Source organism: Isoptericola chiayiensis (assembly GCF_013149805.1).
GTDB lineage: Bacteria > Actinomycetota > Actinomycetes > Actinomycetales > Cellulomonadaceae > Isoptericola > Isoptericola chiayiensis.
Genome location: NZ_JABEZT010000003.1, coordinates 307,205 through 332,287 on the forward strand (window position 1 = coordinate 307,205; position 25,083 = coordinate 332,287).

21 protein-coding genes and 1 pseudogene are annotated in these 25,083 nt (G+C 74.1%); 12 read left to right on the plus strand and 10 right to left on the minus strand.

From position 1 onward, the window contains the following. Positions 1-99 precede the first annotated feature (99 nt). Entirely contained in the window at positions 100-1,050 is a 951-nt protein-coding gene (locus HDG68_RS07720; protein ID WP_172150826.1) for a sugar phosphate isomerase/epimerase family protein, read from the plus strand. A 174-nt stretch (positions 1,051-1,224) separates the two neighbouring features. Continuing rightward, positions 1,225-5,016 (plus strand): VaFE repeat-containing surface-anchored protein, encoded by a 3,792-nt coding sequence (locus HDG68_RS07725; RefSeq protein ID WP_172150828.1) that lies wholly within the window; start codon positions 1,225-1,227, stop codon positions 5,014-5,016. Between the two features lie 48 nt (positions 5,017-5,064). On the opposite strand, the gene HDG68_RS07730 is transcribed toward HDG68_RS07725, so the two are convergent. Together HDG68_RS07730 and HDG68_RS07735 are read right to left on the minus strand one after the other, a co-directional pair. Further along, positions 5,065-5,898, minus strand: coding sequence for a Cof-type HAD-IIB family hydrolase (locus tag HDG68_RS07730; RefSeq protein ID WP_172150830.1), 834 nt, complete (start codon positions 5,896-5,898; stop codon positions 5,065-5,067). A 46-nt stretch (positions 5,899-5,944) separates the two neighbouring features. Beyond that, positions 5,945-6,625: a TetR family transcriptional regulator gene (locus HDG68_RS07735; RefSeq protein WP_172150832.1), complete on the minus strand. Its 681-nt coding sequence runs from the start codon at positions 6,623-6,625 to the stop codon at positions 5,945-5,947. A 91-nt stretch (positions 6,626-6,716) separates the two neighbouring features. Here HDG68_RS07735 and HDG68_RS07740 point away from each other — a divergent pair, with 91 nt between their 5' ends. The 6 genes from HDG68_RS07740 to HDG68_RS07765 are packed head-to-tail and all read left to right on the plus strand — an operon-like array spanning position 6,717 to position 13,809. Next, complete coding sequence (locus HDG68_RS07740; RefSeq protein WP_172150834.1) at positions 6,717-9,032, plus strand: glycoside hydrolase family 3 C-terminal domain-containing protein; 2,316 nt, start codon at positions 6,717-6,719, stop codon at positions 9,030-9,032. A gap of 28 nt (positions 9,033-9,060) precedes the next feature. Then, positions 9,061-9,726: a pentapeptide repeat-containing protein gene (locus HDG68_RS17540; RefSeq protein WP_172150836.1), complete on the plus strand. Its 666-nt coding sequence runs from the start codon at positions 9,061-9,063 to the stop codon at positions 9,724-9,726. A 2-nt stretch (positions 9,727-9,728) separates the two neighbouring features. Next, complete coding sequence (locus tag HDG68_RS07750; protein WP_246253747.1) at positions 9,729-10,748, plus strand: alpha/beta hydrolase; 1,020 nt, start codon at positions 9,729-9,731, stop codon at positions 10,746-10,748. Positions 10,749-10,806: 58 nt separating this feature from the next. Then, positions 10,807-11,487: a response regulator gene (locus tag HDG68_RS07755; RefSeq protein WP_172150840.1), complete on the plus strand. Its 681-nt coding sequence runs from the start codon at positions 10,807-10,809 to the stop codon at positions 11,485-11,487. Position 11,488: 1 nt separating this feature from the next. Beyond that, on the plus strand, positions 11,489-12,850 hold the full coding sequence (locus tag HDG68_RS07760) for a sensor histidine kinase (RefSeq protein WP_172150842.1): 1,362 nt from the start codon (positions 11,489-11,491) through the stop codon (positions 12,848-12,850). Beyond that, the gene (locus HDG68_RS07765; protein WP_172150844.1) at positions 12,847-13,809 is read left to right on the plus strand and encodes a TAXI family TRAP transporter solute-binding subunit; all 963 of its coding nucleotides are present in this window, start codon (positions 12,847-12,849) and stop codon (positions 13,807-13,809) included. Before HDG68_RS07760 ends, HDG68_RS07765 begins: the two co-directional genes overlap by 4 nt. Before the next feature lie 13 nt (positions 13,810-13,822). On the opposite strand, the gene galE is transcribed toward HDG68_RS07765, so the two are convergent. After that, a complete protein-coding gene (galE, locus tag HDG68_RS07770) occupies positions 13,823-14,923 on the minus strand; it encodes a UDP-glucose 4-epimerase GalE (protein ID WP_172150846.1) in 1,101 nt (366 codons plus the stop codon). Positions 14,924-15,051: 128 nt separating this feature from the next. Here galE and HDG68_RS07775 point away from each other — a divergent pair, with 128 nt between their 5' ends. Beyond that, entirely contained in the window at positions 15,052-15,471 is a 420-nt protein-coding gene (locus HDG68_RS07775) for a hypothetical protein (protein ID WP_172150848.1), read from the plus strand. A 46-nt stretch (positions 15,472-15,517) separates the two neighbouring features. Here HDG68_RS07775 and HDG68_RS07780 read toward each other — a convergent pair whose 3' ends face one another. Both HDG68_RS07780 and HDG68_RS07785 read right to left on the minus strand, forming a co-directional pair. Continuing rightward, positions 15,518-16,984, minus strand: a complete 1,467-nt coding sequence (locus tag HDG68_RS07780; RefSeq protein ID WP_246253698.1) for an MFS transporter — start codon at positions 16,982-16,984, stop codon at positions 15,518-15,520. Beyond that, positions 16,981-18,336: a M20/M25/M40 family metallo-hydrolase gene (locus tag HDG68_RS07785; RefSeq protein WP_172150850.1), complete on the minus strand. Its 1,356-nt coding sequence runs from the start codon at positions 18,334-18,336 to the stop codon at positions 16,981-16,983. Before HDG68_RS07785 ends, HDG68_RS07780 begins: the two co-directional genes overlap by 4 nt. A gap of 677 nt (positions 18,337-19,013) precedes the next feature. On the opposite strand from HDG68_RS07785, the pseudogene HDG68_RS17005 reads away from it, so the two are divergent. Further along, a pseudogene (locus tag HDG68_RS17005) lies at positions 19,014-19,349 on the plus strand (FUSC family protein); the annotation flags it as partial. Between the two features lie 87 nt (positions 19,350-19,436). Here HDG68_RS17005 and HDG68_RS07790 read toward each other — a convergent pair. Continuing rightward, positions 19,437-20,171, minus strand: a complete 735-nt coding sequence (locus HDG68_RS07790) for a VIT1/CCC1 transporter family protein (RefSeq protein ID WP_172150852.1) — start codon at positions 20,169-20,171, stop codon at positions 19,437-19,439. Between the two features lie 116 nt (positions 20,172-20,287). Between HDG68_RS07790 and HDG68_RS07795 the strand changes: the two genes are divergently transcribed. Next, the gene (locus tag HDG68_RS07795) at positions 20,288-21,265 is read left to right on the plus strand and encodes a LacI family DNA-binding transcriptional regulator (RefSeq protein WP_343037480.1); all 978 of its coding nucleotides are present in this window, start codon (positions 20,288-20,290) and stop codon (positions 21,263-21,265) included. Here the strand turns inward: HDG68_RS07795 and HDG68_RS07800 are convergent, their stop codons facing one another. From HDG68_RS07800 to HDG68_RS07815, 4 genes are read right to left on the minus strand one after another with little or no spacing between them, the layout of a single operon-like run. Further along, positions 21,266-22,171: a cation diffusion facilitator family transporter gene (locus tag HDG68_RS07800; protein WP_172150856.1), complete on the minus strand. Its 906-nt coding sequence runs from the start codon at positions 22,169-22,171 to the stop codon at positions 21,266-21,268. Between the two features lie 8 nt (positions 22,172-22,179). Continuing rightward, a complete protein-coding gene (locus tag HDG68_RS07805; RefSeq protein WP_172150870.1) occupies positions 22,180-22,548 on the minus strand; it encodes a metalloregulator ArsR/SmtB family transcription factor in 369 nt (122 codons plus the stop codon). 43 nt (positions 22,549-22,591) lie between these two features. Continuing rightward, entirely contained in the window at positions 22,592-23,449 is an 858-nt protein-coding gene (locus HDG68_RS07810; RefSeq protein ID WP_172150872.1) for an alpha/beta hydrolase, read from the minus strand. A 46-nt stretch (positions 23,450-23,495) separates the two neighbouring features. Further along, positions 23,496-24,452 (minus strand): histidine kinase, encoded by a 957-nt coding sequence (locus tag HDG68_RS07815; RefSeq protein ID WP_172150874.1) that lies wholly within the window; start codon positions 24,450-24,452, stop codon positions 23,496-23,498. Between the two features lie 109 nt (positions 24,453-24,561). On the opposite strand from HDG68_RS07815, the gene HDG68_RS07820 reads away from it, so the two are divergent. Beyond that, on the plus strand, positions 24,562-25,041 hold the full coding sequence (locus HDG68_RS07820; protein ID WP_172150884.1) for a nitroreductase family deazaflavin-dependent oxidoreductase: 480 nt from the start codon (positions 24,562-24,564) through the stop codon (positions 25,039-25,041). Positions 25,042-25,083 lie beyond the last annotated feature (42 nt).

The following is a 25,083-nucleotide window of genomic DNA, read 5'->3' on the forward strand; positions in this document are numbered from 1 at the left end:
CCCGGCGGGGGTACCACGGTGCCCCCGCCGGGCTCCACCGGCACGACGTGCCGGAGCAGGACCCGAACGACGACGTTGGACATCCCTGGAGGAATCCCCATGCGCAAGAACACCACCCGGCGCCTGTTCGCCGGCACGGCGGCCGCAGCCCTCATGGCGACCGGCCTGTTCGCCGGCAGCACCTCGGCCGCCACCGCGGCCCCGCAGAGCGACAAGGCCAACGGCGCCGCCCAGTGCGCCGGTCGCAGCGTGCCCGCCAGCAAGATCTCGATCCAGCTCTTCAGCTACCTGGGCTGGCAGAGCCAGATCGGCATCGACGGCGTGCTCTCCGAGCTCGACGAGATCGGTTTCAAGAACGTCGAGCCGTTCGGGTCGCCCGGCGGCTTCGGCTCGTACGGCGACTACTCGGCCGACGAGTTCCGCGACGTGCTCAAGGGCTACGGCCTCAAGGCGCCGAGCTCGCACGGCAGCACGAACGAGGCGTCGTTCGACGGCACGCTCGAGAACGCCAAGGACCTGGGCCAGAAGTACGTCGGGTCCGGCGGCTTCGCCGCTCCCGGCATCGGCGGCGGCTACGAGAACGTGATCGCCACCGCCGACACCATGAACCGGCTCGGGGAGCGGTCGGTCAAGAACGGGACCGGCAAGTTCTTCGGCCACAACCACCAGTCGGAGTTCACGACCCAGTACACCGTCCCCGAGACCGGGGAGACGAAGAGCGCCTGGGAGATCCTGGTCGAGAACACCGACCCGCGGTACGTGACCTTCCAGCTCGACACCTTCTGGGCCGCCGACGCCGGTATCGACGTGGCCGACCTGCTCGAAGAGCACGGCGACCGCGTCGAGCTCCTGCACATCAAGGACGGCGACCTCAACGGCGACGACCGGGGCATCCCGGGCAACGTCGGTGACGGCGACATGGAGTGGGGCCCGATCCTGGAGGCCGCGCAGGGCAAGGTGAAGCTCTACGTGCTCGAGCGCGACGGCGCCCCGGCGAACGCCGACTTCGCTCGGGAGAGCTTCGAGTTCCTCACCTGCTTCTCGTACTGACCCGTCGACGACGGCGGGCGTCCGGACGGTCCGGGCGCCCGCCGTCGGGCGTGACGTGTCCTACGTCACAGGTCACGGTCTCGTCTCGGAGCTGCCCGCGGGGCGGCGCTCCACGGGGTCTGTCGATAGCGTGCGGTGAACGCACCCGCCGCCGGCAGAGGTCGGGCGACACCGGTGCGCACACCGTCGTCGTGGCAGGGGGAGTCCGTGCAGGTCCGTGGGAATCGACCCGTGGGGCGGGCCGCGGCGCGCCTCGGTGCCGTCGCCGTCGCCCTCGGGCTGGTGGGCGCGGTGTCCGTCGCCCCCGCCCAGGCCGTCGTCGAGCGGTACGACCCGTTCGAGGTCAACCAGGGCTTCTCCGCGGTGGCGACGGGCGACATGGCGCTCAACAACGGGGAGTTCGAGGGCTCCGTCGCGGCCTTCGGGAGCCTGTCGACGACGAGCCAGAACTACCCCTTCATCCATCAGGCCGCCGGCAACCCGGACTACACGGTGCCCACGATCGACGGGGACCCGGTGCGGGTGCTCGCCGACCGGTTCGTCGGCACGGGCGAGTTCGACGTCACCGACCGGGACGACTCGGGCACCATCGCACCCGACTCGCCCGAGGCGAACGCGATCGCGAAGTTCGCCGACCTGGGCGGTGTCTCGGCCACGGAGCGGGGCTCCGGGTACACGCGGCTGACCAACGCCGACGGCGGGATCTTCGACCTCGAGGCGCTGCCGTTCGACGCGGCGACCTGGCAGGACGACATCCGGACCACGCAGCCCGCGGTCGCGGACTACTTCGAGGACCTCGACGCCCACGTGGCGCAGACCAACCAGTGCCTGGCCGACATGTACGGCGACCCGGAGCTGGCCAACGAGGTCACCGTCACGGGGGACGCGAACCAGAAGTTCGTCTCCGGATTCTCGACGACGATCCCGAACTGGATCGACTACGAGGACGTGGCCGGTGCGGTCATCAAGCTCGACCAGGCCGGCGGCTACCTGCCGACGGCGCAGGCCCCGCTCGTCGTGCGCGTCTCCGACCCCACCACGACGGTCGGGCCGCTGAACTTCGAGGGCTGGAACGACCAGGACCTGTCGGCCTTCATCATGCTCGACCTGTCCGAGGCGACCGGCCCGGTGACGATCGACGGCCTGGAGTACGGGGCCGTCTGGGCGCCCGGCGTGGACGTGGTCTACACCTCGTCGCGCACCACGAACGGGCAGTGGTTCACCGACGACTTCACCACCGGTGGCGAGAACGGCGGTGGCGGCGGCGAGATGCACCACCACACCTTCCGCGGTCAGCTCCTGTGCGGCGTCGACGCCGCGCCGGACATCACCTCCCAGGCGGCCGTCGCCGACTCCGAGGACGGACTCCTGCCGGCCGACGGCGGCACCGTGGTCGACACCGTGTCCTACACGGGGCTCGAGCCCGGCACCGAGTACACCGTGACCGCGACCGTCATGACCGTCGACGGCACGGACACCGGGATCACCGCGACCACGACCTTCACGCCGGTCGCCGCCAGCGGCAGCGTCGACGTGCCCGTCGAGGTCACGGCCGAGCAGGCCGTGCTCTACGCGGGGCAGGACCTGGTGATCTTCCAGGTGGTGACGCTCGGCGGGTCCGAGGTCGCGGTCCACGAGGACCTGGAGGACCCGGACCAGACGTTCTCCGTGGCACCGATCCCCGCCACCGGCGGGTTCGACGTCGCCAAGGTGGTCGACGGCAGCGGTGCGGCGCAGGTCGACCCCGAGACCACGTTCACCGTCGGGTGGGAGGTCGTCGAGGGGCCGTCCGCACCCCGGTCCGGCACCCTCGAGGTGCAGGCCGACGGCGTCGTGGTCGCCGGGCCGGACGACCTGGCGGAGGGTGACGTCGTCGAGTTCTCCGAGGCCACCCCGCCGGTCGTCGACGGCACCGACGCGGCGACGGTCGCGATCGACCCGGAGTCGATCACCATCGACCCCGCGGCCCCGATGACACCCGTCATCACGGTGACCAACACCTACGAGGCCGCCGAGGCAGGCTTCACCATCGTCAAGGAGCTCATCGGCGACGCGCAGGACCTGGTCCCGGCCGACACGGAGTACACGGTCGGCTGGGAGGTCACCGCCGGCCCGGACGCCGGGCAGACCGGGGACGTGACGTTGACCGTCGGCGAGGAGGGGACGGTCGGTGGCCTGTCGCACGGCGACTCGATCACCTTCTCCGAGCCGGACTTCCCGGAGATCGACGGGGTCCTCTGGGGCACCCCCACCATCACGCCCGACCCCCTGGTCCTGGACGCGGACGAGACCGCCGAGGTCGTCGTCACCAACCGTGCCGGTACCACCCGCGGTGAGGGCGGCTCGCTCTCCATCGCCAAGTTCCTCGACGGCGAGGGCGCCGCTCTCATCTGCGGCGACGACGGCAACAACGGGGGTGGCAACGGCGAGGAGTGCGCCGACCCGCCGACGTACGCGTTCAGCTGGACGGTGACCGACTCCGAGAACCCGGACAACGTCGGACGGACCGGCACCGTCGAGGTCGTGGCGGACGGCAGCGCGGTGGACATCCCCGGCCCCGGCGAGGAGCCCTTCGACATCGGTGACGTCGTGGAGCTCGGCGAACTGGACTGCGTCGACGGCTGCCCGGACGGCAGCGTGGACCTGTCCGGGGTGTCCTTCTCCCCGTCGCAGGTGGTGATCGTCCAGGACAACCTCGACATCACCGTCGACGTCACCAACACCTACGACATCGCCGACGCGACGTTCACCGCGCACAAGGAGCTCGCGGGGGCGGGCGCCGACCTGGTCCCGGCCGACGCCGAGTTCTCCCTGCACTACGAGGTGGTCGACGGACCCTCGACCGGAGCCGCCGGCACGCTGGACCTGCCCGCCGACGGGACGGTCGTGGACGGCCCGACGCTCAAGGACGGCGACGTCCTCGAGCTCTCCGAGGCGACCCCGCCCGTGATCGACGGGATCACCTGGGGGCAGGTGACGATCGACCCGAGCGAGCTGACGCTGGACTCCGGTGCAGAGACCGTCGACGTGACCGTCACGAACACCGCCGAGGTCATCCCGACGCTGTCCTCGCAGGTCGCCGTCGTCGACCAGACCCGGGTGGGCCGCCTCACCTACTCCGGCGGGACGGTCGTGGACACGATCAGCTACACCGGTCTGGAACCGGGGGTGGAGTACACCGTGGCCGGGCTGCTGGCCACGCCGGACGGCACGTCGACCGGCATCACGGGCGGTCCGGTGACGTTCGTCCCGGAGTCCTCGAGCGGCACGGTCGACGTCACCTTCGAGCTCACGCAGCAGCAGATCGACGAGTACGCCAACCAGCAGCTCGTGGCCCTGCAGGCCGTGTGGCTCGACGGCGAGGTCGTGGCGGTCCACGCCGACCCGACCGACGAGGCGCAGACGTTCACGGTGGCGGTCACCCCGACCCTCTCCTCGCAGGTGACGGTCGTCGGCTCCGACGGGGGGACCGTGGGCGTGCGTGGCGCCACCGTCGTGGACACCATCACCTACACCGGCCTGACGCCGGGGCTCGAGTACACGGTCGCCGGTGCGGTGGTCACCGACGGGCCGGCCTCCGTCGGCCCGGTCGGGGCCACGGCGTTCGTCCCGGACAGCCCGGACGGCACCGTGGACGTGACCTTCGAGGTCACGGCGGCGCAGGCCGCCGCGTACGCGGGGGAGTCGCTGGTCGCGTTCCAGGCGGTCTTCCTCGACGGAGAGCTCGTCGTCGGGCACGCCGACCCGGCCGACGAGGCGCAGACCTTCGACATCGCGGTCCCGCGGCCCACGCCGTCGCCCAGCCCGAGCACCCCGGCGCCCACGCCGAGCCCGAGCACACCCGGCGGCGGCGAGCTGCCGGTGACCGGGCCGGAGATCGTCGGCGCGCTCCTGGCGGTCGCGGTCTTCAGCCTGATGGCCGGTGCGTCGCTCCTGTGGTGGCGCCGTCGGTCGACGCTCGGCTGACGGCCGCCCGTGCTGATCCCCGGCCCGGTCTGATCGCTCGGGCGGGGGTCAGCGCCCGAGCATCGCCTCGAGCACCCGGACGACGCCGTGCTCGGCGTTCGACGGCGCGACGTACCGGGCGCGGGCGATGACGTCCGGGTGCGCGTCGGCCATGGCGTAGGACCAGTGGGCGGCGTCGAGCATCTCGAGGTCGTTCAGGTAGTCGCCGAACACCACCGTCTGCTCGGGTCCGATCCCGGCCAGCTCCTGCAGCCGGCGCAGCGCGACGCCCTTGTTCACGCCGGGGTTCATCACGTCGACCCAGTGCGGGCTGGAGACCACCACCTGCAGCGAGTCCTGCAGGTGGGCGAGCGCGGGGAACGTGCCGGTGGCGGAGTCGACGTCGTCGTGGACGGCGACCTTGAGGACCTGGTCGTCGACGCGCGTCAGGTCGTCGACGACCTCGAGCTCGGCGTAGTAGGTGCGCACGTGGTCGACGAACGCGGCGTCGGCGCGCTCGACGTAGGCGCCGCGCAGGCCGGCGACGACGGCGCCGCCGCGGACGGGCTCGATGTCCCGCACGGCGTGCACGACGGCGGTGACGGCGTCGGGCGAGAGGGCGTCGGTGGAGACCGGGTTGCCGCCGCGGGTGACCAGCGTGCCGTTCTCGGCGATGATCACGAGCTCGTCGTGCCCGGGGGTCCGGTCGGCGGGGAAGTCGGCAGCGATGGTGGCGTGCTGACGTCCGGAGGCGGGCACGACGACGATCCCGGCGTCGTGCAGCCCGGCCAGGATCGGCCACAGGTCGTCGGGGACGCGACCGTCGGCGTCGAGCAGCGTGCCGTCCATGTCGGTGACGACGAGGCGCACGTCGGCCGGGGCGGGTGTCGGGGGGAGGGACATGGCTCCATGATCGCCGACGTCGACGGGCATCGCGGCGGTCGCCCGGTCAGGCGGGTCGGCGCCAGCGCGCGGCGATCAGGTCGACGACGAGACGCATCTGGGCCGCGAGGTCGAGGGGGAGGCCGGTGTGGTCGGGGGTGGCCGTGACCTCCCGGCCGTCGGCGGCGGCGTCGGCCCGTGCGCAGAGCCACTGCAGCTGCATGCCGTCCGAGAGCGCGACGACGGTGCGGGCCAGCTCGTGGGACGGGGCGTCCGGGTGCACGGTGCCGGCTGCCTTGCCCTGCTCGAAGGCGTCGGCGGTGGCTTCGACCGCTCGCGCGAAGTGCTGGTGCAACCAGCGGTGCGCGGGGTGGTCGGCCTCGACGCCGTCGACCGCCATCGCGCTGTACAGGCGCACCATCTCGGGGGATCGGGCGTTGTCGCGGGCCAGGTCGACCCACGTGTCGAGGTAGGCCCAGACGTCGTCGCCGATGTCGGTCATGCCGACGAAGTCGTCGGCGTCGCGCTGCTCGAGGACGGCGGTGTAGAGGCCTTCCTTGGACCCGAAGTGGTGCAGCAGCCCGGCCTTGGAGATCTCGGCGGCTGCGGCGACGTCCCCCAGGGACGTGGCGGCGAACCCCTTCTCGGCGAAGAGTCGGAAGGCTTCGGCGAGGATCCGGGCGCGCTTGTCCTCGCTGCCGGCGCGAGGGCGCCCGGGGCGGCGCTGCGGGGAGGAGGGGCTCGGCACAGGGGCACTCTACCGAGCATCGGGCGAATTTATCGACCGGACGGTCAATAACTTGGTACGCTGACCTCGGCCCACCGACGAAGGAGTTCCGATGACCGCCTCCACCCACGCGCCGCTGACCCTCGGTGACGTCCCCCGCCTGCTCAGCGAGCTCACGCTCGAGGAGAAGGCGTCGCTGTGCTCCGGCCAGGACTTCTGGAACACGCAGGCGGTCGAGCGGCTCGGCGTCCCCGCCGTGATGGTCACCGACGGCCCGCACGGGCTGCGCAAGCAGGCCGGCGCCGCCGACCACGTCGGCCTCAACGACTCGGTCCCCGCCACCTGCTTCCCGACCGCGGCCGGGCTCGCGTCCACCTGGGACCGCGGCCTGGTCCGGCGGGTGGGCGAGGCGCTCGGCGTCGAGACCCGCGCCAACGACGTCGCCGTGCTGCTCGGCCCGGGTGTCAACATGAAGCGCAGCCCGCTGTGCGGCCGCAACTTCGAGTACTTCAGCGAGGACCCGCACCTCGCCGGCGAGCTCGCCGCCGACCTCGTGGACGGCATCCAGTCCCAGGGCGTCGGCACCTCGCTCAAGCACTTCGCCGCCAACAACCAGGAGACCGACCGCATGCGCGTCTCGGTCGAGGTCGACGAGCGCACCCTGCGCGAGATCTACCTGCCCGCCTTCGAGACGGTCGTCACGCGCGCCCAGCCGTGGACGGTCATGTGCGCCTACAACAAGATCAACGGCGTCTACGCCTCGCGGGACCCCTGGCTGCTCACCCGTGTGCTGCGCGACGAGTGGGGCTTCGAAGGGCTCGTCGTGTCCGACTGGGGCGCCGTCGACGACCGGGTCGCCGGCGTCGACGCCGGGCTCGACCTGGAGATGCCGTCCTCGGGCGGCCTGAACGACGGCCGCATCGTCGCCGCCGTGCGCGCGGGCGAGCTCGACGAGGCCGTCGTGGACCGGGCCGCCGGCCGGGTCCTGACCATGGTCGCCCGGGCCCTCCAGCACAGCGACGCCGTCACGTTCGACGCCGCCACCCACCACGCGCTGGCCCACGAGGTGGCCACCCGGACCGCCGTGCTGCTGAAGAACGACGCCGACGTGCTGCCCCTCGACCCCGCGACGGCGGGGGACCTCGTCGTCGTCGGGGAGATGGCCCGCACCCCGCGCTACCAGGGCGCAGGATCCTCGCAGGTGAACCCCACCCGGCTGGTCAGCGCGCTGGACGCGTTCGCCGAGCGGGACCTCGACGTCGACTTCCACCCCGGTTACGTGCTCGCCGAGGCCGCCGGGAAGCCCGGGCAGGACCGCGCCGACGCCGGGCTGCGGGCCGAGGCGGTCGCCGCGGCCGCAGGCAGGACCGCCGTCGTCTTCGCGGGTCTGCCCGCCGCCCACGAGTCCGAGGGCTACGACCGCGACCACATGGAGCTTCCTGACGCGCACGTCGCGCTGATCCGCGAGGTCTCCGCCGTCGCCGCGCGCACCGTCGTCGTGCTGTCCAACGGCTCGGCCGTGACCCTCTCGGGCTGGCAGGACGCCGCCGACGCGATCCTGGAGACGTGGCTCGGCGGTCAGGCGTCCGGATCGGCCGCCGTCGCGCTGCTGCTCGGCGAGGCCGCACCGTCGGGCCGGCTCGCCGAGTCGATCCCCGCCGCGCTCTCCGCCGTGCCTGCCCAGCTCGGCTTCCCGGGCGAGCACGGCACCGTCCGGTACGGCGAGGGGCTGTTCATCGGCTACCGCGGGCTCGACGCCACCGGAGCCGCGGTGTCCTATCCGTTCGGGCACGGGCTGACCTACACCTCGTTCGCCTACACCGACCTGGTGGTCGACACCGAGGAGGTGACCGCGACGACGGCGCAGGGGGCCGGCGTCGTGCGCGCCACCTTCACCGTGACCAACACCGGCGCGCGCGAGGGTGTCGCGGTGCCGCAGCTCTACGTCGGCCGGCCGCGGTCCGCCGTCGCCCGTGCGCCGCGTGAGCTGCGCGGGTTCACCAGCGTGCCGCTGCAGCCCGGCGAGTCGCAGCAGGTCGAGCTGACGCTCACGCGCCGCGACCTGTCGCACTGGGACACCGAGCTCCACGGCTGGGTCGTCGAGCCGGGCGCCCTCGAGGTCGCGGTGGGCGCCTCGTCCCGCGACCTGCCGCTCGTCGCGACGGTCGACCTCGCCGCGCCGACGCCGGTCGCCCCGCTGCACCGCTACTCCACCGTGGCCGAGTGGCGCGCCCACCCGCAGGCGTGGGACGCGCTCGTCGCGGCGATCGGCCCGGCGGCGCAGATGTTCGACGAGTCCGCGGGGGACCCGGCGCACGCCGCGATGTTCTCGGCGATCCCGGTGATCAAGGTGACCACGATGGGGTTCTCGGAGGGGCTCACCCCGGAGCGGTTCGAGGAGCTGCTGGCCACCTACGGCGAGGCCTGATCTCGAGGGTTCCGTCTACGCTGGGCCCGTGCCCCCAGCGCAGAAGTCTCCCGCCCCGCCCGTCGTCGACCCCGTCGAGCCCGCCGACCTCGAGCCCGGCCCCGCGAGCGAGCTCGCGCCCGGCGCCGATCTCGAGGGCAGGGAGCACACCGACGTCGAGGTCGACCGGCTCGAGCTCCGCGGCGCGCAGGTGTACTCCTCCCGGCTGGACGGTCTGCGGGCCGCCGAGGCCGACCTGCGAAACCTCACGCTGACCGAGGTGGCCATGTCCCGCGTGGACGTCCCGTCCGTGCAGGGAGTCCGGGGGCGCTGGCGGGACGTCGGGCTGACCGACGCGCGCATCGGGTCCGCCGAGCTCTACGAGTCGCAGTGGCAGTCGGTGCGGTTCGTGGGCTGCAAGCTCGGCTACGTGAACCTGCGCGGAGCGACCCTGCAGGACGTGGTGTTCGCCGACTGCCAGGTCGACGAGCTCGACCTGGTCCAGGTGCGCGCCACGCGGGTGGCGTTCGAGCGGACGAGCGTACGCCGGCTCGACGTGCAGGCCTCCACCCTGTCCGACGTCGACCTGCGCGGCGCCGACCTGACCGAGCTCGTGGGCACCGACGCCCTGCGGGGGACCACGATCACCGCCGACCAGCTCCTGCTGCTGGCGCCGATGCTCGCCGCCAACCTCGGCATCACGGTCGACGGGTGAGCATGTCGGCACAGGACGACCGCGCGGACGAGCACGACCGCCCGGACACGGGCGGACGCCACGGGACGCGGTGGGCCTGGACGACCCGGGCCCTGGCCGCCGCCGCGCTCGCCGTCGTGGCCTGGGCGTGCCTGACCGCCTCGGGCGCGATCGTCCACGGGCATCCCGCGTACGGCGTGCTGCTGGCGGTGACGACGTTCGCCGCGGTCGCCCTGCTGTGGCGCAGCACCCTGCCCCGGGGCGCGGTGTCCGGGTGGCACCTGGCACGGCGGGTCGTCGGCCTGGTCGGGGCGGTCGCGTGGATCGCGGCGATCGCCTGGCTGCGGCCCTTCGACGCCGTGGAGCCGGCGCCCTCGGCGCTGGAGCCCGACGACGCCGTCGCCGTCACCGAGTCCGCCACCACGATCGAGCTCGCCCCCACCGGAGAGCCCAGCGGGACCGCGCTGCTGTACCAGCCGGGCGCCAAGGTCGAGGCCCGCGCGTACGCCGCCGTGCTGCGGCCGCTCGCGGAGGCGGGGCACACCGTCGTCGTGGTGCAGCAGCCCCTCGGGATCGGCTTCCTCGCCACGGGCGCGTTCGACGACGCGCGGGACGCCCGCCCGGAGGTCGACCGGTGGGTGCTGGGCGGCCACTCCCTGGGTGGCGTCGTCGCTGCCACGCAGGCCGACGACGACGCGTCCGACGAGGGCACGAGCGGGGACGAGGACGCCGTCGCCCCGGTCGCGGGCCTGCTGCTGCACGCCTCCTACCCGGCCGGCGACGTCAGCGACACCCTCACCGCCGCGGTGGCGTCCGTCTCCGGCTCCGAGGACGGCCTCACCACTCCCGCCGCGATCGAGGACTCGCGCGCCGACCTGCCCGCGGGCACCACGTTCACCGTGGTCGAGGGCGCCGTGCACGCGTTCTTCGGCGACTACGGTCCGCAGCCCGGTGACGGCACGCCCACGATCGACCACGACGACGCCCGGCAGCAGATCTCCGCGGCGAGCCTGCGGTTCATGGACGCCGTCACGCCCGGGTGACGGCCCGACCGGCGCCACCCCTGCCGGTCGGGCCCCTCCATCCGCTACGGTCGGGGGCGTGCAGCTGCTGGTCGTGGAGGACAACGAGCACGTCGCCGGGGCGCTCGTCGCCGTGCTCGGCAAGCACGGGTACGAGGTGACCCGGGCCGCCGACGGCGCCTCCGCCCTCGCGGCCCTGGGGCCGCGGACCGACCTCGTGCTGCTCGACCTCGCCCTGCCGGACATGGACGGGTTCGAGGTCTGCCGCCGGATCCGCAAGGTCTCCGACACCCCGATCATCATGGTCACCGCCCGCACGCAGCTCGAGGCGCGCATCCGTGGCCTGGAGCTCGGCGCCGACGACTACGTCACCAAGCCGTACGACATCCGCGAGGTCCTCGCGCGGATCGACGCGGTGCTGCGGCGCGGGCGGCCGCGTGAGTGGGACGGGCGGGCCGACGTCGCGCAGGTCGACGTCGGCGGCGTCGAGATCGACCTCGCCGCGCGGCAGGTGCGGCGCGACGACGGCGCGATCGTCTCCCTGACCCGCAAGGAGTACGACCTGCTCGCCCTGCTGGTGCGGCACCGCGGGACGGCGCTGTCGCGCGAGCGGATCCTGCGGGAGGTCTGGGGGTCGAGCTGGAAGGGCCTGGGCAGGACCCTGGAGGTCCACGTCGCGTCGCTGCGCCGCAAGATCGACCGGCCCGACGTCGTCGAGACGGTCCGCGGGGTCGGGTACCGCGTCGCCGGGCAGAGCTGAGATGCGCTCGCGGCTCGCAGCCCTGCTGTTCGTCCCCATCGCCCTGGTCCTGCTGCTGCTCGGTGTCCTGTACGCCGGCACCGTCACGCGTGCCCAGCAGCAGGAGGCGTTCCTCGACCGGGCGCGGGACGCCAACTACCTCGTCATCTCGGCGCGGCAGGCGATCCTGGCGGACGACCCGGACATCGTCGCGGTCGATCTCGAGCGGTACGCCGAGGTGTACGGGGTCGGTACCGCCGTCGTCGACCAGGCCGGCGAGGAGTTCGCCGCGGTGGACCTGGACGTGGCCGACGTGCCCGAACGCGAGGTCGCGGTCGCCGGCCGCGCCAGCGAGCCGCGCCAGAGCTTCTGGCCCTGGGAGGTCGACCGGATCGTCCTGGCCGAGCCCGTGTTCCACGGCGGGGACGTCGTCGGTGCGCTCGTGACGTCGTCGGACGCCTCCGCGGTGCGGCGCAGCATGTGGAACAGCTGGGGGCTGCTGCTCGCGGCGGGCGCCGTGCTGGCCATGGTCGCCGTGGTGATCGCCGACCGGACGGCCGGCTGGGTGCTGCGGCCGGTGCGCGCGGTGGACCGTGCCATGACGAACATGGGCGGCGGCCGGCTCGACGAGCGCATCCCGCCGTCGGCCGGCCCGCCCGAGCTGCGCCAGATCATCGAACGGTTCAACGACATGGCCGAGCGCGTCGAGCACCTCATGCACCGCCAGCAGGAGTTCGTGGCCAACGCCTCCCACGAGCTGCGCAACCCGCTCAACGCGCTGATGCTGCGGGTCGAGGCACTGGCCCTGACCGTCCCGTCCGAGCACGCCGACGACGTCGAGCACGTCCGTGCCGAGGCGCTGCGCATGGCCCAGATCCTCGACTCCCTGCTGCTGCTCGCCGACGGCGTCACGCTGGGCTCCGCGCAGCCGGTCGACCTGGTCGACGTCGCCGGGCGGCGTGTCGAGGCGCGCCGTGCCGCCGGCATCGGCCGGGAGATCCGGGTGACCGCCCCGGACGAGGAGGTGTGGGCCACCGTCGACCCGACGGCGCTGGAGACCGCGTTCGACACCGTCGTGGACAACGCGGTGAAGTTCGCGCCCGCCGGCACCCCGCTGGACGTCGCCGTCCGCGAGGGGACCGACGGGCCGGAGATCGTGGTCCGCGACCACGGCCCGGGGGTGCCCGCCGACGAGCTCGACCACCTGACCGAGCGCTTCTGGCGCAGTCCCGGGCACAGCGCCGTCACGGGATCCGGCCTGGGTCTGGCCATCGCGTCCGAGCTGCTCGCGGCGGGGGGCGGCGCGCTGCGCCTCGAGCTGCCCGACGACGGCGGGTTGCGCGTCCGCCTGCAGGTCCGGCCGTGGCAGGAGGAGGCGTCGTGAGGAGGCTCGTCGCGGCGGTGGCCGCCCTGCTGCCGGCCGTTCTCGTCCTGGGCGCGTGCTCGCCGTCGGACGACGACGCCTGGACCGAGCAGCTCCCCGAGACGGTCACGATCGCGACCGGCGGGACGACGGGGATCTACCACGCGTACGGCACGGCGCTCGCGGCGCAGCTCGAGGAGCGGCACGGTGTCGAGGTGGAGGTGCTCTCGACGGGCGGGTCGATCGAGAACCTGCACCTGCTCGCCGAGGGGACGGCGCAGATCGCGTTCAGCGCCGCGGACGCCGCCGGCGACGCCGTCGACGGGACGGGGGAGTTCGACGCGCCCATGGACGTGCGGTCCCTGGCCCGCGTCTACGACGACTTCGAGCACGTCGTGGTCCCGGCCGACTCCCCGGTGGAGACCCTCGAGGACCTGCGGGGGCTGCGGGTCTCGATCGGGGCGCGCGAGTCGGGGACCTCGCTCATCGCGCACCGCGTCCTCGCCGCGGCCGGGATGGACGCCGCCGACCTGCGGCCGGTCGAGCTCGGGATCACCGAGTCGATCGAGGCGTTGGAGGCCGGGCGCATCGACGCGTTCTTCTGGTCCGGGGGGCTCAGCACGCCCGGCCTCGTCGACCTGTCGGACCGGATGGAGCTGCGGCTGGTGCCCCTGCAGCGGGTCGTCGACGAGCTGCGCGTGCAGCACGGCCACGAGTACCGGCCGGGGAGGGTGCCCGAGGGGACCTACGGGCTGCCGGAGGACGTCGACACCCTCGCCGTGCCCAACGTGCTCCTCGTCGGCGCGGACATGCCGGACGACGTCGCCCACGGGCTGGTGGAGCTGCTCTTCGGGACGCGCAGCCAGCTCACCGAGACCGTCGGCGCCGCATCGGTGCTCGACCTCTACCGGGCGATCTACACCGCCCCCATCGAGCTGCACCCCGGCGCGCGGGAGTTCTACCGCGCCACCAAGTCCTGACCAGGTCGCGGCGTCAGTTCGGGTTGACGGCCGCGGGCGGGGGCACCAGCCGCAGGCGGTGCCCGACGCCGCCGCGCCACGGGGTCTCCGGGGTGACGGTGGGCGGGTAGCCGTGCGGGTTGCTCTGGTGCCAGCGCCAGTGGTCGCGGACCACGTCGTCCAGCGTGCGGCGGGCCGCCCACCCGAGCTCCGTCGTCGTGCGCGTCACGTCGGCCACGACGCTCGCCACGGTCCGGGCCGGGGCATCCACGATCCGGTGCGGGATCTCGCGGCCGAGCACGCGCTCGACGCGGCGCAGCACGTCGAGGACGCTGGTGGGCACACCGGTGCCGAGGTTCCACGTGGTCACGGCCCGCGAGGTGTCGTCCAGCCCTTCGAGGGCGGCGACGTGACCCTCGGCCGCGTCGGCGACGTGCACGAAGTCGCGCACCGGGGTGCCGTCGTGCGTGGGATGGTCCCCGCCGTGCACGGCCAGGTGGGGGCGCTGCCCGGCGACGACCTCGCCGATCCGGGCGACGAGGCCGGCCCCCGGCACCTTCGCGAGCTCGCCGATGCGGCCGGAGGGGTGGGCGCCCGCGGTGGTGAAGCAGCGCACGACGGCGACCCGGACCGCGCCCGCGGCCGCGAGGTCGGTCAGGAGGTGCTCGTTGGTGGCCATGCTGCGCCCGAGGGGCGAGCTCGGCACGATGCGCGCGGACTCGGCCAGGGGCGTGCCGTCGTCGGACCCGCCGTAGACCGCGGCCGAGGAGGAGAGCACGAAGCGCTGGACGCCGTACCAGGCCATGCACCGCAGGAGCGCGAACGTGGTGGCGAGGTTGGTCTCGTAGGCGTCCAGGACGCGGTCGTGGCACTCGTCGGTGGACCGCAGCCCGGCCAGGTGCACCACGGCGTCGAACCGACCGGTGGCGAAGATGCGCTCGACGGCGTCGATGTCGGCGACGTCGGCGGCATGCGTGGTGACGTGACGACCGGCGAGGTGCTCGACCCGCGCGAGGGAGGCCGGTGTGCCGCGGGTGAAGTCGTCGACGACGTCCACGTCGTGACCGGCCGTGAGCAGCGCGAGCACGACGTGGCAGCCCAGATAGCCGGCTCCGCCGGTCACCAGGACACGCATCGTTCTCCCCCCGGTCACGATCCTGTCGTCATCCTATGGTCGAGGACGGGGACGACGCAGGTCATCACGCGTTGAGGAGATGCTGAGCATCGCGCGCGCGTCGGTGTGGTCTGTGCCACTCTGCCTGCATGATCAGACTCCTCGCGCGCACCGTGATCTTCCTGCTCGGAGCCGCCATCGGCATCGTGCTGACCGACCTGCTGTTCTCCGCGTTCGACTGGCAGACGTTCGACGTCGTGTGGGGCAACCCGCTGGCGTTCGTGCTCGCCGTGGTGATCTTCGCCCTCGCCCAGGCGATCCTGTCGCCGTTCCTGGCCAAGGTGGCACGCAACAACGCGCCGACGCTCGTCGGCGCCGTCGGGCTGATCAGCACCTACGTCGCGCTGCTCATCGCGACGCTCGTCGCCCCCGAGGGCCTGGACATCGCCGGCTGGCAGGGCTGGATCATCGCGCCGATCATCGTCTGGCTGGTGACGATGCTGGCCACCTTCCTGCTGCCCGCCGTCATGCTCAAGGAGGCGCTGGAGAACCGCCGCGACGGCGACTGACGACTGACCCAGGGCGGGCGCCGTCCCGTGGACCGCGACGACCGGATCAGACCGCCGGCGCGTGCGCGGCCCGGTCGGTGAACGCCTCCTTCGGGACGACGAGCAGCAGCGCGGCCGCGACCAGGGCGGTGCCGCCGCACACGATCCACACGGTCATGTACCCCGCGAGGGTGCCGGCCGTGCCGGTCACGGTCTCGGCGGCGTTCGCCCCGGCCGCACCGAGCAGCGCGATGCCGAACACGCAGGAGGCGATCGCCCCGCCGACCGTCTTGACCGAGTTGGTCAGTCCCGTGGCCACGCCGGTCTGCGTCGGCGGGGCCGCCGCGGCGGCCGCGGCGGGCAGGGCCGCGACGAGCGTGCCCGACCCCAGCCCGACGATCACCATGTTGGTCGCGACCTGGACGTAGGTGTCGTGCAGCGGCAGGAACAGGCCGAACCCGACCGCGACGGACAGGGCGGCGACGAACAGCGTGAGCCGCGGCGAGACCAGCGCCGCCACCCGCGGGAAGCACAGCGCCCCGACGATCATGGCGATCAGGTAAACCCCGATGAGCAGCGACGTCTGGAACCCGGACGTGCCCAGCCCGTACCCGTACACCTGGGGGTCGGTGCGGGCGAACGTGGACAGCGGTGCCTGGGCGCCGAGCACGGAGACGCCGAACAGCCCGGCGGTGAGGAACACGGGGGCCAGCGCGGGGGAGCGGAACATCCGCACGTCGATCAGCGGGTCGGGGTGACGCAGCTCGGCGCGCACGAACGGCCACAGCACCGCCAGGCCGAGCGCGACGGCGGCCCACGCGACCGGTGAGGCGACGCCCTCGAGCCGCAGCAGGCTCAGCCCACCGGTGAAGGCGAGCAGCGACAGCGAGATGAGCACGAGCCCGCGGGTGTCGAGCCGCCCGCCGACCGGGTCGGGGGTCTCCGCGACGCCGAGCAGGATCACGACGAAGCACGCGCACACCATCAGCGCCGGGACCAGGAGCACGATCCACAGTGGCAGCACGTCCACGAGTGCACCGCCGGCCAGCGCGCCGGCGATCGCCCCGGTCTGCAGCGCGGCCACCAGGACGCCGGCAGCCTTGGCGGTGGTGGCCGACCGGTCCGGCAGGTCGCGGGTGCGCAGCCAGACGAGCGCGATCTCCAGCGGCAGCCACACCACGTAGAAGCCCTGCAGCGCCCAGGCCACGAGGAACACCGCGAACGAGTCGGTGAACGGCAGCGCCAGGGAGGCGGCCGCCGTGAGGGCGGTGGACCACAGCAGGATGCGGCGGTGCCCGACCATGTCCCCGAGCTTGGCCAGGACCGGGACCACGAGCGCGGAGAGCATGAGCTGGCTGCCCTCGAGCCAGTTGACGTCGGCGTCGTGCACGCCGAGGTGGCGGGCGACGTCGGTGAGCAGCGGCGTGTAGTAGCCCTGGATGACGCCGCTGGTGAGCTCGACGAACGCGAGGAAGCCGACGACGACGGTCATGGACGCCGGGCCGGTGGCACGGGTCCTGCCCGGGGCGCTCATCCGAGACGCTCCAGCAGCGTGCGGTGGAAGACCTCGCCGCGCTCCAGCTCGGCGATCTCGACCCGTTCGTCCACACCGTGGATGGTGGCGCGCTGCGCCGCCGACATCTTGAGCGGCGCGAACCGGTAGACCGCGGGCGAGAACCGGTGGAAGTACCGCGAGTCCGTCGCGGCGAAGACGACGTAGGGCACGGTCGCGGCGTCCGGGTGGGAGACGCCGACGGCGGAGGTGATCAGCGCGAACCGGTCGTCGTCGGTGGGGGACTCGGGCGAGGGCTCGCTCGCCTCGACCACCTCGACCTCCACCTGCTCGTCGGCGATCCGGCGGCGGATCCGTGCGACGGTGCCGCCGACGGTCTCGCCCAGGGCGATGCGCAGGTTGAGGGTGGCCGACGCCCGCGAGGGCAGCACGTTCGCCGCGGTGCCGCCGTCGAGCATGGTCGCGGCCACGGTGGTCCGCACGAGGGCGGCGGTCTCCCCGCCGCGGGCGACGAACGCCTGGGCCGTCGCGGCCGGGGCGGCGGCCAGCGCGCGCAGCGCGGCACGACCCGGGCCGGTGGCCCGCTCGGAGAACCGGCGCAGCATCTCGGTCACGGCCCGCGGGGTGCGTGCGGGGAACGTGCGCGGTCCCAGGCGCTCGACGGCGCGGGCGATCCGCCGCACGGCCGTCGTGGTCGGCGGCATGGAGGCGTGCCCGCCGTCGCCGCGCGTGGTCAGCCGTGCGGTGAGGACGCCCTTCTCGCCGACGCCGACCATCGCGGCGGTGCCGGAGACCATCGGCAGCGGGGAGTCGACGACGGCGCCGCCCTCGTCGAGCACCAGCCACGGTACGACGCCCCGCGCCTCGAGGGTCGCGGCGATCGCCTCCGCGGAGGGACCGTGGCACTCCTCGTCGCCGCCGAAGGAGAGGTAGACGTCCCGCGCCGGCGTGAAGCCGGCGGCCAGCAGGTTCTCGACCGCCTCGAGGACGACGACGAGGGGGCCCTTGTCGTCGAGCGCGCCGCGTCCGTGGACCCAGCCGTCGGCGATCCGACCCTCGAAGGGCGGGTAGGTCCAGTCGTCGGAGGCGTCGACGGGGACGACGTCGAAGTGGGCCATGAGCACCAGCGGTCCGTCGTCGGCGTCGCCGCGTCCCGGCCAGCGGTACAGGAGCCCGAGGTCGCCGATCCGCTCGCGCTCGAGGTGGGCGTGGACCAGCGGGTACTGCTCGGCGAGCAGCTCCACGAGGGCCTCGAACGGCTCGGGCCCGCGCTGCTCCAGCTCGGCGGAGACCGTGGGGAGCTGGATCAGGCGGGACAGCCGCTCCGCGACACCCGGGCGTGGTGTGACGGGCGCCACCTCAGGTCGATGCATGCGGGACACCGTAGCGGGCTTCTGTCACGGTCACGTCATCGTCGTGTGACGGAGTCTCGACCAGTGAGACCTCGTCGCGGTCGCTGGCCCTGACCGTGCGCGCTCGGCCGCGTCTGGTCAGGCTGGGCGGCATGGACTCGTCACGACGCCGTCTGCTCCTCGCCGGTCTGCTCGCCGTCGCGCCCCTCGTGGTGCTGATCGTCATCGCCCCGGAGCTGTCGACGCCGTACTTCCTGGGCATGCTGCCCACCGTCGTCGCGGCGTTCGCCTCGCTGCGCCGGGCGTGGGCGCTCGCCGCGCTGACCGGCGTCCTCGCGCTCGTCGCCCCGTTGGCGGGCGCTCGGGTCTGGACCGCCGTGGTGCTCATGACGCTCGTCGCGGCGGCGCTGGGATGGTCGGCCCGCCGCGCGTGGACCTCCGGCGGCGCGCCTGCTGCGGCGAGCATCGCCGCCCTGACGGTCGCGCCTCCGGCCCTCGGGGGCGCCGACCCGCGTGCGCTGGCCGGCGCCTGGCCGCTCGCCGTCATGGTGCTCGCCGGCGGGCTCGTCACAGCGCTGGTCCTCACGCTGCTCACGCGCGGTGTCGTCCGCCGCCGCCGCGATCCCCTGACCGGCCCGGAGTCCGTGTTCTACGTGGTCGCCCTGACCCTCGTCACGGCCGTCGGGACCTGGTGGGCCATGACCTGGTTTCCCGACACCCACTCGTGGTGGCTGCTGCTGACGTTCTACATGGTCATGGTCCCGCGGACAGGTGACATCACCGATCGTGCGGTCGCCCGGGCAGGCGGCACCGTCGTGGGCGGCCTCGCCGTGGTGATGCTGGTCGCGCTGGGCGCACCGCCCTGGCTGATGTCGGCCGTCGTGGTCGTCGGCGTGGTGGGGTGCGTCGTGACCACGCTGGTCGCCCCGTACTGGGTCTACACGATCTTCCTCACGCTCACGGTGGTCGGGACCTCGGCGGGCGACGCGCCGGCCACCGGCGCCCTCGAGCGGATCGCGCTCACCCTGCTCGGTGCCGGTGCGGCGGCGGGGATCCTGCTGCTCGCCCGGCTGCTGAGCCGTCACCGGCGCCACGCCGGCCAGGGCGCGGTGCCGACCGGATCAGACGACGCCGGTGCTGCCGAGCAGGGACCCGACGGCGAAGGTCGCCCCGAGGGCCAGGGCGCCGCCGACCACGACCCGCAGGACCGCCCGGGCCACGCGCGCGCCGCCGAGCACGGCGGCCGTGCCACCGGTCAGGGCCAGCGCGACGAGGACGGCGCCGAAGGTCGCCACCACCCTGACGGGTTCCGGCACCAGCAGCACGGTGACGAACGGCAGCAGGCCGCCGATGGTGAACGCGACGAACGAGGCGATCGCGGCGTGCCACGGTGAGACGACGTCGTCGGCGGCGAGGTTCAGCTCGGTGGACAGGTGGGCCCCGAGGGCGTCGTGCTCGGTCAGCTCGACGGCCACCCGACGTGCGGTCTCCTCGGAGAGTCCCCGGTCCCGGTAGGCCTCGGTGAGCTCGTCCAGCTCCTCGTCCGGCATGGTGGCCAGCTCGTGGCGCTCCTTGGCGATGAGTGCCTTCTCGGTGTCGGACTGGGACGACACCGAGACGTACTCGCCCAGCGCCATGGAGATCGCCCCGCCGACGAGCGCGGCGAGCCCCGCCGTGAGGATCGCGGCCTGCGCCGTGGTCGCCGCGGCGACGCCGACGACGACGGCCGCCACCGACACGATGCCGTCGTTGGCGCCCAGCACGCCGGCGCGCAGCCAGTTGAGACGCTGCGCCAGGCCGGCCGCCGCGTGCGGTTCGTCGGGATGCGTCGTGCCGGTCCCGGGACGGGTGCCCATGACACCAGGAAAGCACCGCTCCCGGGTGCGTCGCCAGCAAGGGAACGCTGCCCGGGTCCTGCTAACGTCTGGATCCGTGATCGACGATGCCTGAGCCGACGGCGACCATCCACGACGTGGCTCGCCACGCCGGGGTGTCGGCCGCGACCGTCTCCAACTTCTTCAACTGGCCCGACAAGCTGTCGGACCGGATGAAGGAGCGCGTGGGCGCGGCCGTGGACGCGCTGGGGTTCGTGCCGAACATGCCGGCCCGGCAGCTGCGCCGCCAGCACAGCGGCATCGTCGGCCTGAGCGTCGTCAACGCCTCCAACCCGTTCTTCGCGGGGCTGGCCACCGCCGTCGAGCAGGTCGCCGAGGACGCGGGGCTGTCGGTCGTGGTGGGGTCGTCCCACGAGTCGCCCGTGCAGCAGGAGAAGTTCCTCACCCTGTTCGAGCAGCTCCGCTTCGACGGCGTGGTGGTCACCCCGACCGACGACGAGCTCGAGCCGTTGCGCCGCCGCCGCGACCGGGGCACGCCGGTGGTGCTCGTGGACCACGAGGACCCCGACGGGCGGCTGTCCTCGGTCAGCCTGGACCACCGCGAGGGTGGCCGGCTCGGGGCGCGGCACCTGGTCGACTCGGGCCGCCGTCGGCTCCTGTTCGCCGCCGGTCACGAGGGCGTGCGGCAGGTCGCGCGGCGCCTGGAGGGCTGCCGCGAGGTCGTGGCCGCCGCCGAGGGGGTGCACCTGGAGGTGGTGCGCTCCGAGGACCTGGACCTCACCGTCGGTGAGGAGACCGGGACGTGGATCGCGTCGCTGGACGCCGACGAGCGCCCCGACGCCGTGTTCGCCGGGAACGACCTGCACGCCATCGGGCTGGTCGGCGCGCTGCTCGCCGGCGGGCTGCGGGTCCCCGAGGACGTCGCCGTGCTGGGGTACGACGACATCCCCTTCGCCGCGCGGGCGTCGGTCCCGCTGACGACGGTCCGGCAGCCGATCGCGGAGATGGGCCGGGCGGCGGCGCGGCTGCTGCTGGACGAGATCCGCACGCCGGGCAGCGCCCCCCGCGACGTCGTCTTCCCGCCCGAGCTCGTGGTGCGCGCGTCGGCACCCTGATCACGCGTGCGTGGGGTGCTCGTGCTCCGGGTGGGTGTCGGGCTCGACCTGGAACGTCGTGTGCTCGACGCCGAAGTGGTCCCGCACGCAGTCCTGCAGCTCGTCGAGGATCCGCCCGGCGTGCCCGTCGCGGAAGCACCCCGTGTCCACGACGACGTGGGCGGAGAGCTGGGGGAGCCCGGTCGCGACGAGGGTGGCGTGCACGTCGTGGATCTCGCGCACGTGCTCGACCTCGAGCAGGTGGCGGCGCACGTCGTCGAGGTCCAGGCCCGGCGGCGTGGACTCCAGGAGCACGGCGGCGGTGTCGCGCATGAGCCGCAGGGCGCGGGGCAGGATCAGCGCGCCGATGGCCAGGGCGGCGACCGTGTCCGCGTACGGCCAGCCGGTGGTGGTGAGGACGACGGCGGCGACGATCACGGCCACGGATCCCAGCGCGTCGTTGAGCACCTCGAGGAACGCCGCACGCAGGTTGAGGCTCGCGCTGCGGCGGCCGGCGAGGACGGCGAGCGCGGCCAGGTTGCCCACCAGCCCGACGACGCCGAACCAGATCAGCTCCTCGCCGGGGACCTCGGGCGGTCGTCGCAGCCGCTGCACGGCCTCGACGAGCACGAACACCCCGACGCCGAGCAGGACGGTGGCCTGCGCGAGGGCCGCGAGCACCTCGACCCGGCGCAGCCCCCAGGTCCGCCGGGACGTGGGCGGCCGGCGCGAGACGTGCGCGGCGAACAGCGCGATCGCCAGCCCGGAGGCGTCCACCAGCAGGTGCACCGTGTCGGCGAGCAGCGCGAGGGACCCGGTGAGCCATGCGCCGACCACCTGGGCGAGGACCACCGTCGAGGTGATCGCGAAGGCGGTCGCGAGCCGTCCGCGGTGGGTCTCGTGCGCGTGCGCGTGGTCGTGGGGCATCGGCGGCCTCAGGCGGCGGTGCCCGACGGCACGGTGCCCGACGGCGCGGGACCGGCGGCGCACGTGCAGTCCGGCCCGCAGCAGGCGGGGTCGACGACGAGGGTCAGGTCGAGCAGGTCGCCGAGGGCGTGCGCGAGGCGCGGGTCGGCGAGCCGGTACTCGGTGCGGCGGCCCTGCGGGCGGGTGGTGACGAGCCCGCACCCGCGCAGGCAGGCGAGCTGGTTGGAGATCACCTGCCGGGACACGGCGAGCCGTTCGGCGAGGTCGGACGGGTAGGCCGGCGCCTGCCGCAGCTCGAGCAGGATGCGCGCCCGGGTGGGGTCGCCCAGGGCGTGCGCGGTCCGGGCGAGGGCGTCGGTGTGCGTCAGGGTGGCCACCTGCCGACCGTAGCATCGGTACACGCATCGGTGTACCGAGGGGTCAGGTGCGCGCCAGGACCTCCCGGAGCCACCCGATCGTGGGTGCCAGCAGCTCGGCGTCGAACCGGGCGTCGGAGTGCTCGGCGCCCTCCAGCCAGGTGACCCACGGCCGGTCCCCACGCCGCTCCAGCGCGTCGACGAGCAGCTCGGCCTGCCCCGGCGCGACCGTGCAGTCCGCCGTGCCGTGCGCGATCGCGAACGCCGGCAGCGGTGCGTCGCCCGCCGACGCCAGGTGCGGCAGGGGCCCCGCCTGCGCCGCGGCCTCCGGGGCGGTGCGCAGCGGAGAGCCGACGTACCGCGACTCCGGCGAGTCGTCCGCCGAGTGCGTGCTCGGCGCGCAGCCGATCTCGGCGGCGTGGGAGTCCATCAGGGTGAAGTCCGTCGGCCCGTACCAGTCGACCACCGCGGCGACCCGCGGGACCGGGGTGCCGTCGTCGTGCTCGGACCCCCCGGACCCCGCAGCCGGCCACGGCGGCACCTGGTCCGCCAGCGCCCCGACGACGCAGGCGATGTTCGCGCCCGCCGACTCCCCGAAGAGCACGACGCGGTGCTCGTCCACCTCGGGGAGCCCCTGCAGGAACCGCACGGCGGCGATCACGTCCTCGACCGCCGCGGGGAACGGCGCCTCGCCCGAGAGCCGGTAGTCCAGGCTGGCGACCACGAACCCGCCGGCCAGCAGCGGCCCCACCTTCGGTGCCGCCATCGTGCGCGACCCGTAGTACCAGCCGCCGCCGTGCACGAACAGCACGGCGGGCAGCTCGGGCCCGTCCTGGGCGTCCTCGGGCAGCCACACGTCCAGTCGCTGGCTGGGGGAGTCGGCGGCGTAGGCGACGTCGGCGCGCGTCGGTGCGAGATCCATGCCCCCAGCCTTCCATCCCGGTCCTGCCCGGGTCACTCCGCCCTCCTCACTCCGCGAGCCGGGCCGGCAGGACGGCCGTCACCGCGAACCCCCCGTCGGCCGACCGCCCCGCCTGCACCGTGCCGCCGAGCAGCACCGCGCGCGCTACGGCCTGCGGCGGCCCGCAGCCCGCCGGGTCCGGCTCTCCCGCGACGGACCGCTCGACGACGGACCGTCTCGCGCCGTCGTCGGCCACCGTGATCCGCAGGCGGCGGTCGGCGACCGCGAGGCGCACCAGCACGTGCCGTGCTGTCGCGCGGCGCAGCACGTCGGCCACGCACTCCTGGACGATCCGGTAGGCCGCGGCGTCGACCGTCGCGTCGATCGAGCCCGTCGGGACGTCGACCCGGGTGGTGACCTGCACGCCCGCGGAGCGCACCGGCTCGACCAGGGCCGACAGCCCCGCCGGGCCGGTCGCCGCGGGAAGGACGCCCCGCGCGCCGCGGCCCGTCGGGTCCGTCGCGGGTCGGTCGCCCAGCAGCGCCGCGGTGGCGCGGAGCTCGTGCCGCATCGCCGCCGTCGCCCCGCGCACGTGCCGCAGCGCGGTCCGGGCCCCGTCGTCGTCCCGGCCGACCGCCTCGGCCGCGACGTCCGCGTGCAGGTCCACCAGCCCCAGCAGGTGGCCGACGACGCCGTGCAGGTCGCCGGCGACGCGCAGCCGCTCGTGGACCAGGTCGTCGTGGCCGGCAGGGGACGCGGCCGCGCGCGGCGCCGCCGTCGCACCACCGGCGACCTCGTGCGTGCGCCGCACCGTCACCCCGACCGCCGCCGCCGCGGTGACCAGCGCGAGCCCGCCCGCCAGCACCTGGAGGGTGTCGCGCAGCCCGGCCGCGCCGCGGACGGCGAGGGACGCCGAGACCGCCACGAGCGCGACGAGCAGCACCGCGGCCGCGCCGGAGGCCACGTCGGCCGCCCAGGGGGTGGGCCGGCCGACCTCCTCGTCGAGGGGTGCGGGCGGGGGCACGCTGACACTGTAGGTCCGTGCCGGGCGGCTCGCCGGGCCGTCGCGGCTGCCGGGCCCTGCGACCACCCGCCCGTCGCGACGGCCGGGACGCGCCGCTACGTTGGTCGCCATGGGACTCGCCTCGCGCCTGCTGCGCACCCGCTGGCTCGTGCGCGCGCCGATCCACCTGTACCGCGCCGGGCTGGGATTCCTCCTCGGTGACCGGATGCTCCTGCTGACCCATCGCGGGCGCTCGAGCGGCAAACCCCGGCAGGTGGTCCTGGAGGTCTCCGCCCGCCCGGCCGACGACCACCTGGTCGTGGTCAGCGGACTCGGCCCCCGGTCCCAGTGGCTCCGCAACCTCGCCGCCGAGCCACGCGTGCTGGTCTCCACCGGGCGTCGGCGCGACGTGCGGACGCTCGCGGGCGTCCGCGCCCCCGACGGCGCGGCCGCGATGCTGCGCGACTACGCCCGTGAGCACCCGACGAGCTGGGAGAACCTCCGTCCGGTCGTCGAGGAGTGGGCCGTGCCCCTGGCCGCCGAGCGCGGCGAGGAGGACTGGCTGCGCGTCGTGCCCGTGGTGGACCTGTACCTGCTCGCCCCGTCCTGAGGCCGGGGTCGGCAGAGCGACCGGGACCGGCACCAGGCCCGC

Bases quoted from the DNA above. Each gene is read 5' to 3' on its own strand.
- HDG68_RS07750 (WP_246253747.1), top strand. From the start codon at position 9,729: ATGTCGGCACAGGACGACCGCGCGGACGAGCACGACCGCCCGGACACG.
- HDG68_RS07730 (WP_172150830.1), bottom strand. From the start codon at position 5,898: ATGTCCCTCCCCCCGACACCCGCCCCGGCCGACGTGCGCCTCGTCGTC.
- HDG68_RS07720 (WP_172150826.1), top strand. From the start codon at position 100: ATGCGCAAGAACACCACCCGGCGCCTGTTCGCCGGCACGGCGGCCGCA.
- HDG68_RS07760 (WP_172150842.1), top strand. From the start codon at position 11,489: ATGCGCTCGCGGCTCGCAGCCCTGCTGTTCGTCCCCATCGCCCTGGTC.
- HDG68_RS07800 (WP_172150856.1), bottom strand. From the start codon at position 22,171: ATGCCCCACGACCACGCGCACGCGCACGAGACCCACCGCGGACGGCTC.
- HDG68_RS07740 (WP_172150834.1), top strand. From the start codon at position 6,717: ATGACCGCCTCCACCCACGCGCCGCTGACCCTCGGTGACGTCCCCCGC.
- HDG68_RS07775 (WP_172150848.1), top strand. From the start codon at position 15,052: ATGATCAGACTCCTCGCGCGCACCGTGATCTTCCTGCTCGGAGCCGCC.
- galE (WP_172150846.1), bottom strand. From the start codon at position 14,923: ATGCGTGTCCTGGTGACCGGCGGAGCCGGCTATCTGGGCTGCCACGTC.
- HDG68_RS07820 (WP_172150884.1), top strand. From the start codon at position 24,562: ATGGGACTCGCCTCGCGCCTGCTGCGCACCCGCTGGCTCGTGCGCGCG.
- HDG68_RS07810 (WP_172150872.1), bottom strand. From the start codon at position 23,449: ATGGATCTCGCACCGACGCGCGCCGACGTCGCCTACGCCGCCGACTCC.
- HDG68_RS07790 (WP_172150852.1), bottom strand. From the start codon at position 20,171: ATGGGCACCCGTCCCGGGACCGGCACGACGCATCCCGACGAACCGCAC.
- HDG68_RS07785 (WP_172150850.1), bottom strand. From the start codon at position 18,336: ATGCATCGACCTGAGGTGGCGCCCGTCACACCACGCCCGGGTGTCGCG.
- HDG68_RS07780 (WP_246253698.1), bottom strand. From the start codon at position 16,984: ATGAGCGCCCCGGGCAGGACCCGTGCCACCGGCCCGGCGTCCATGACC.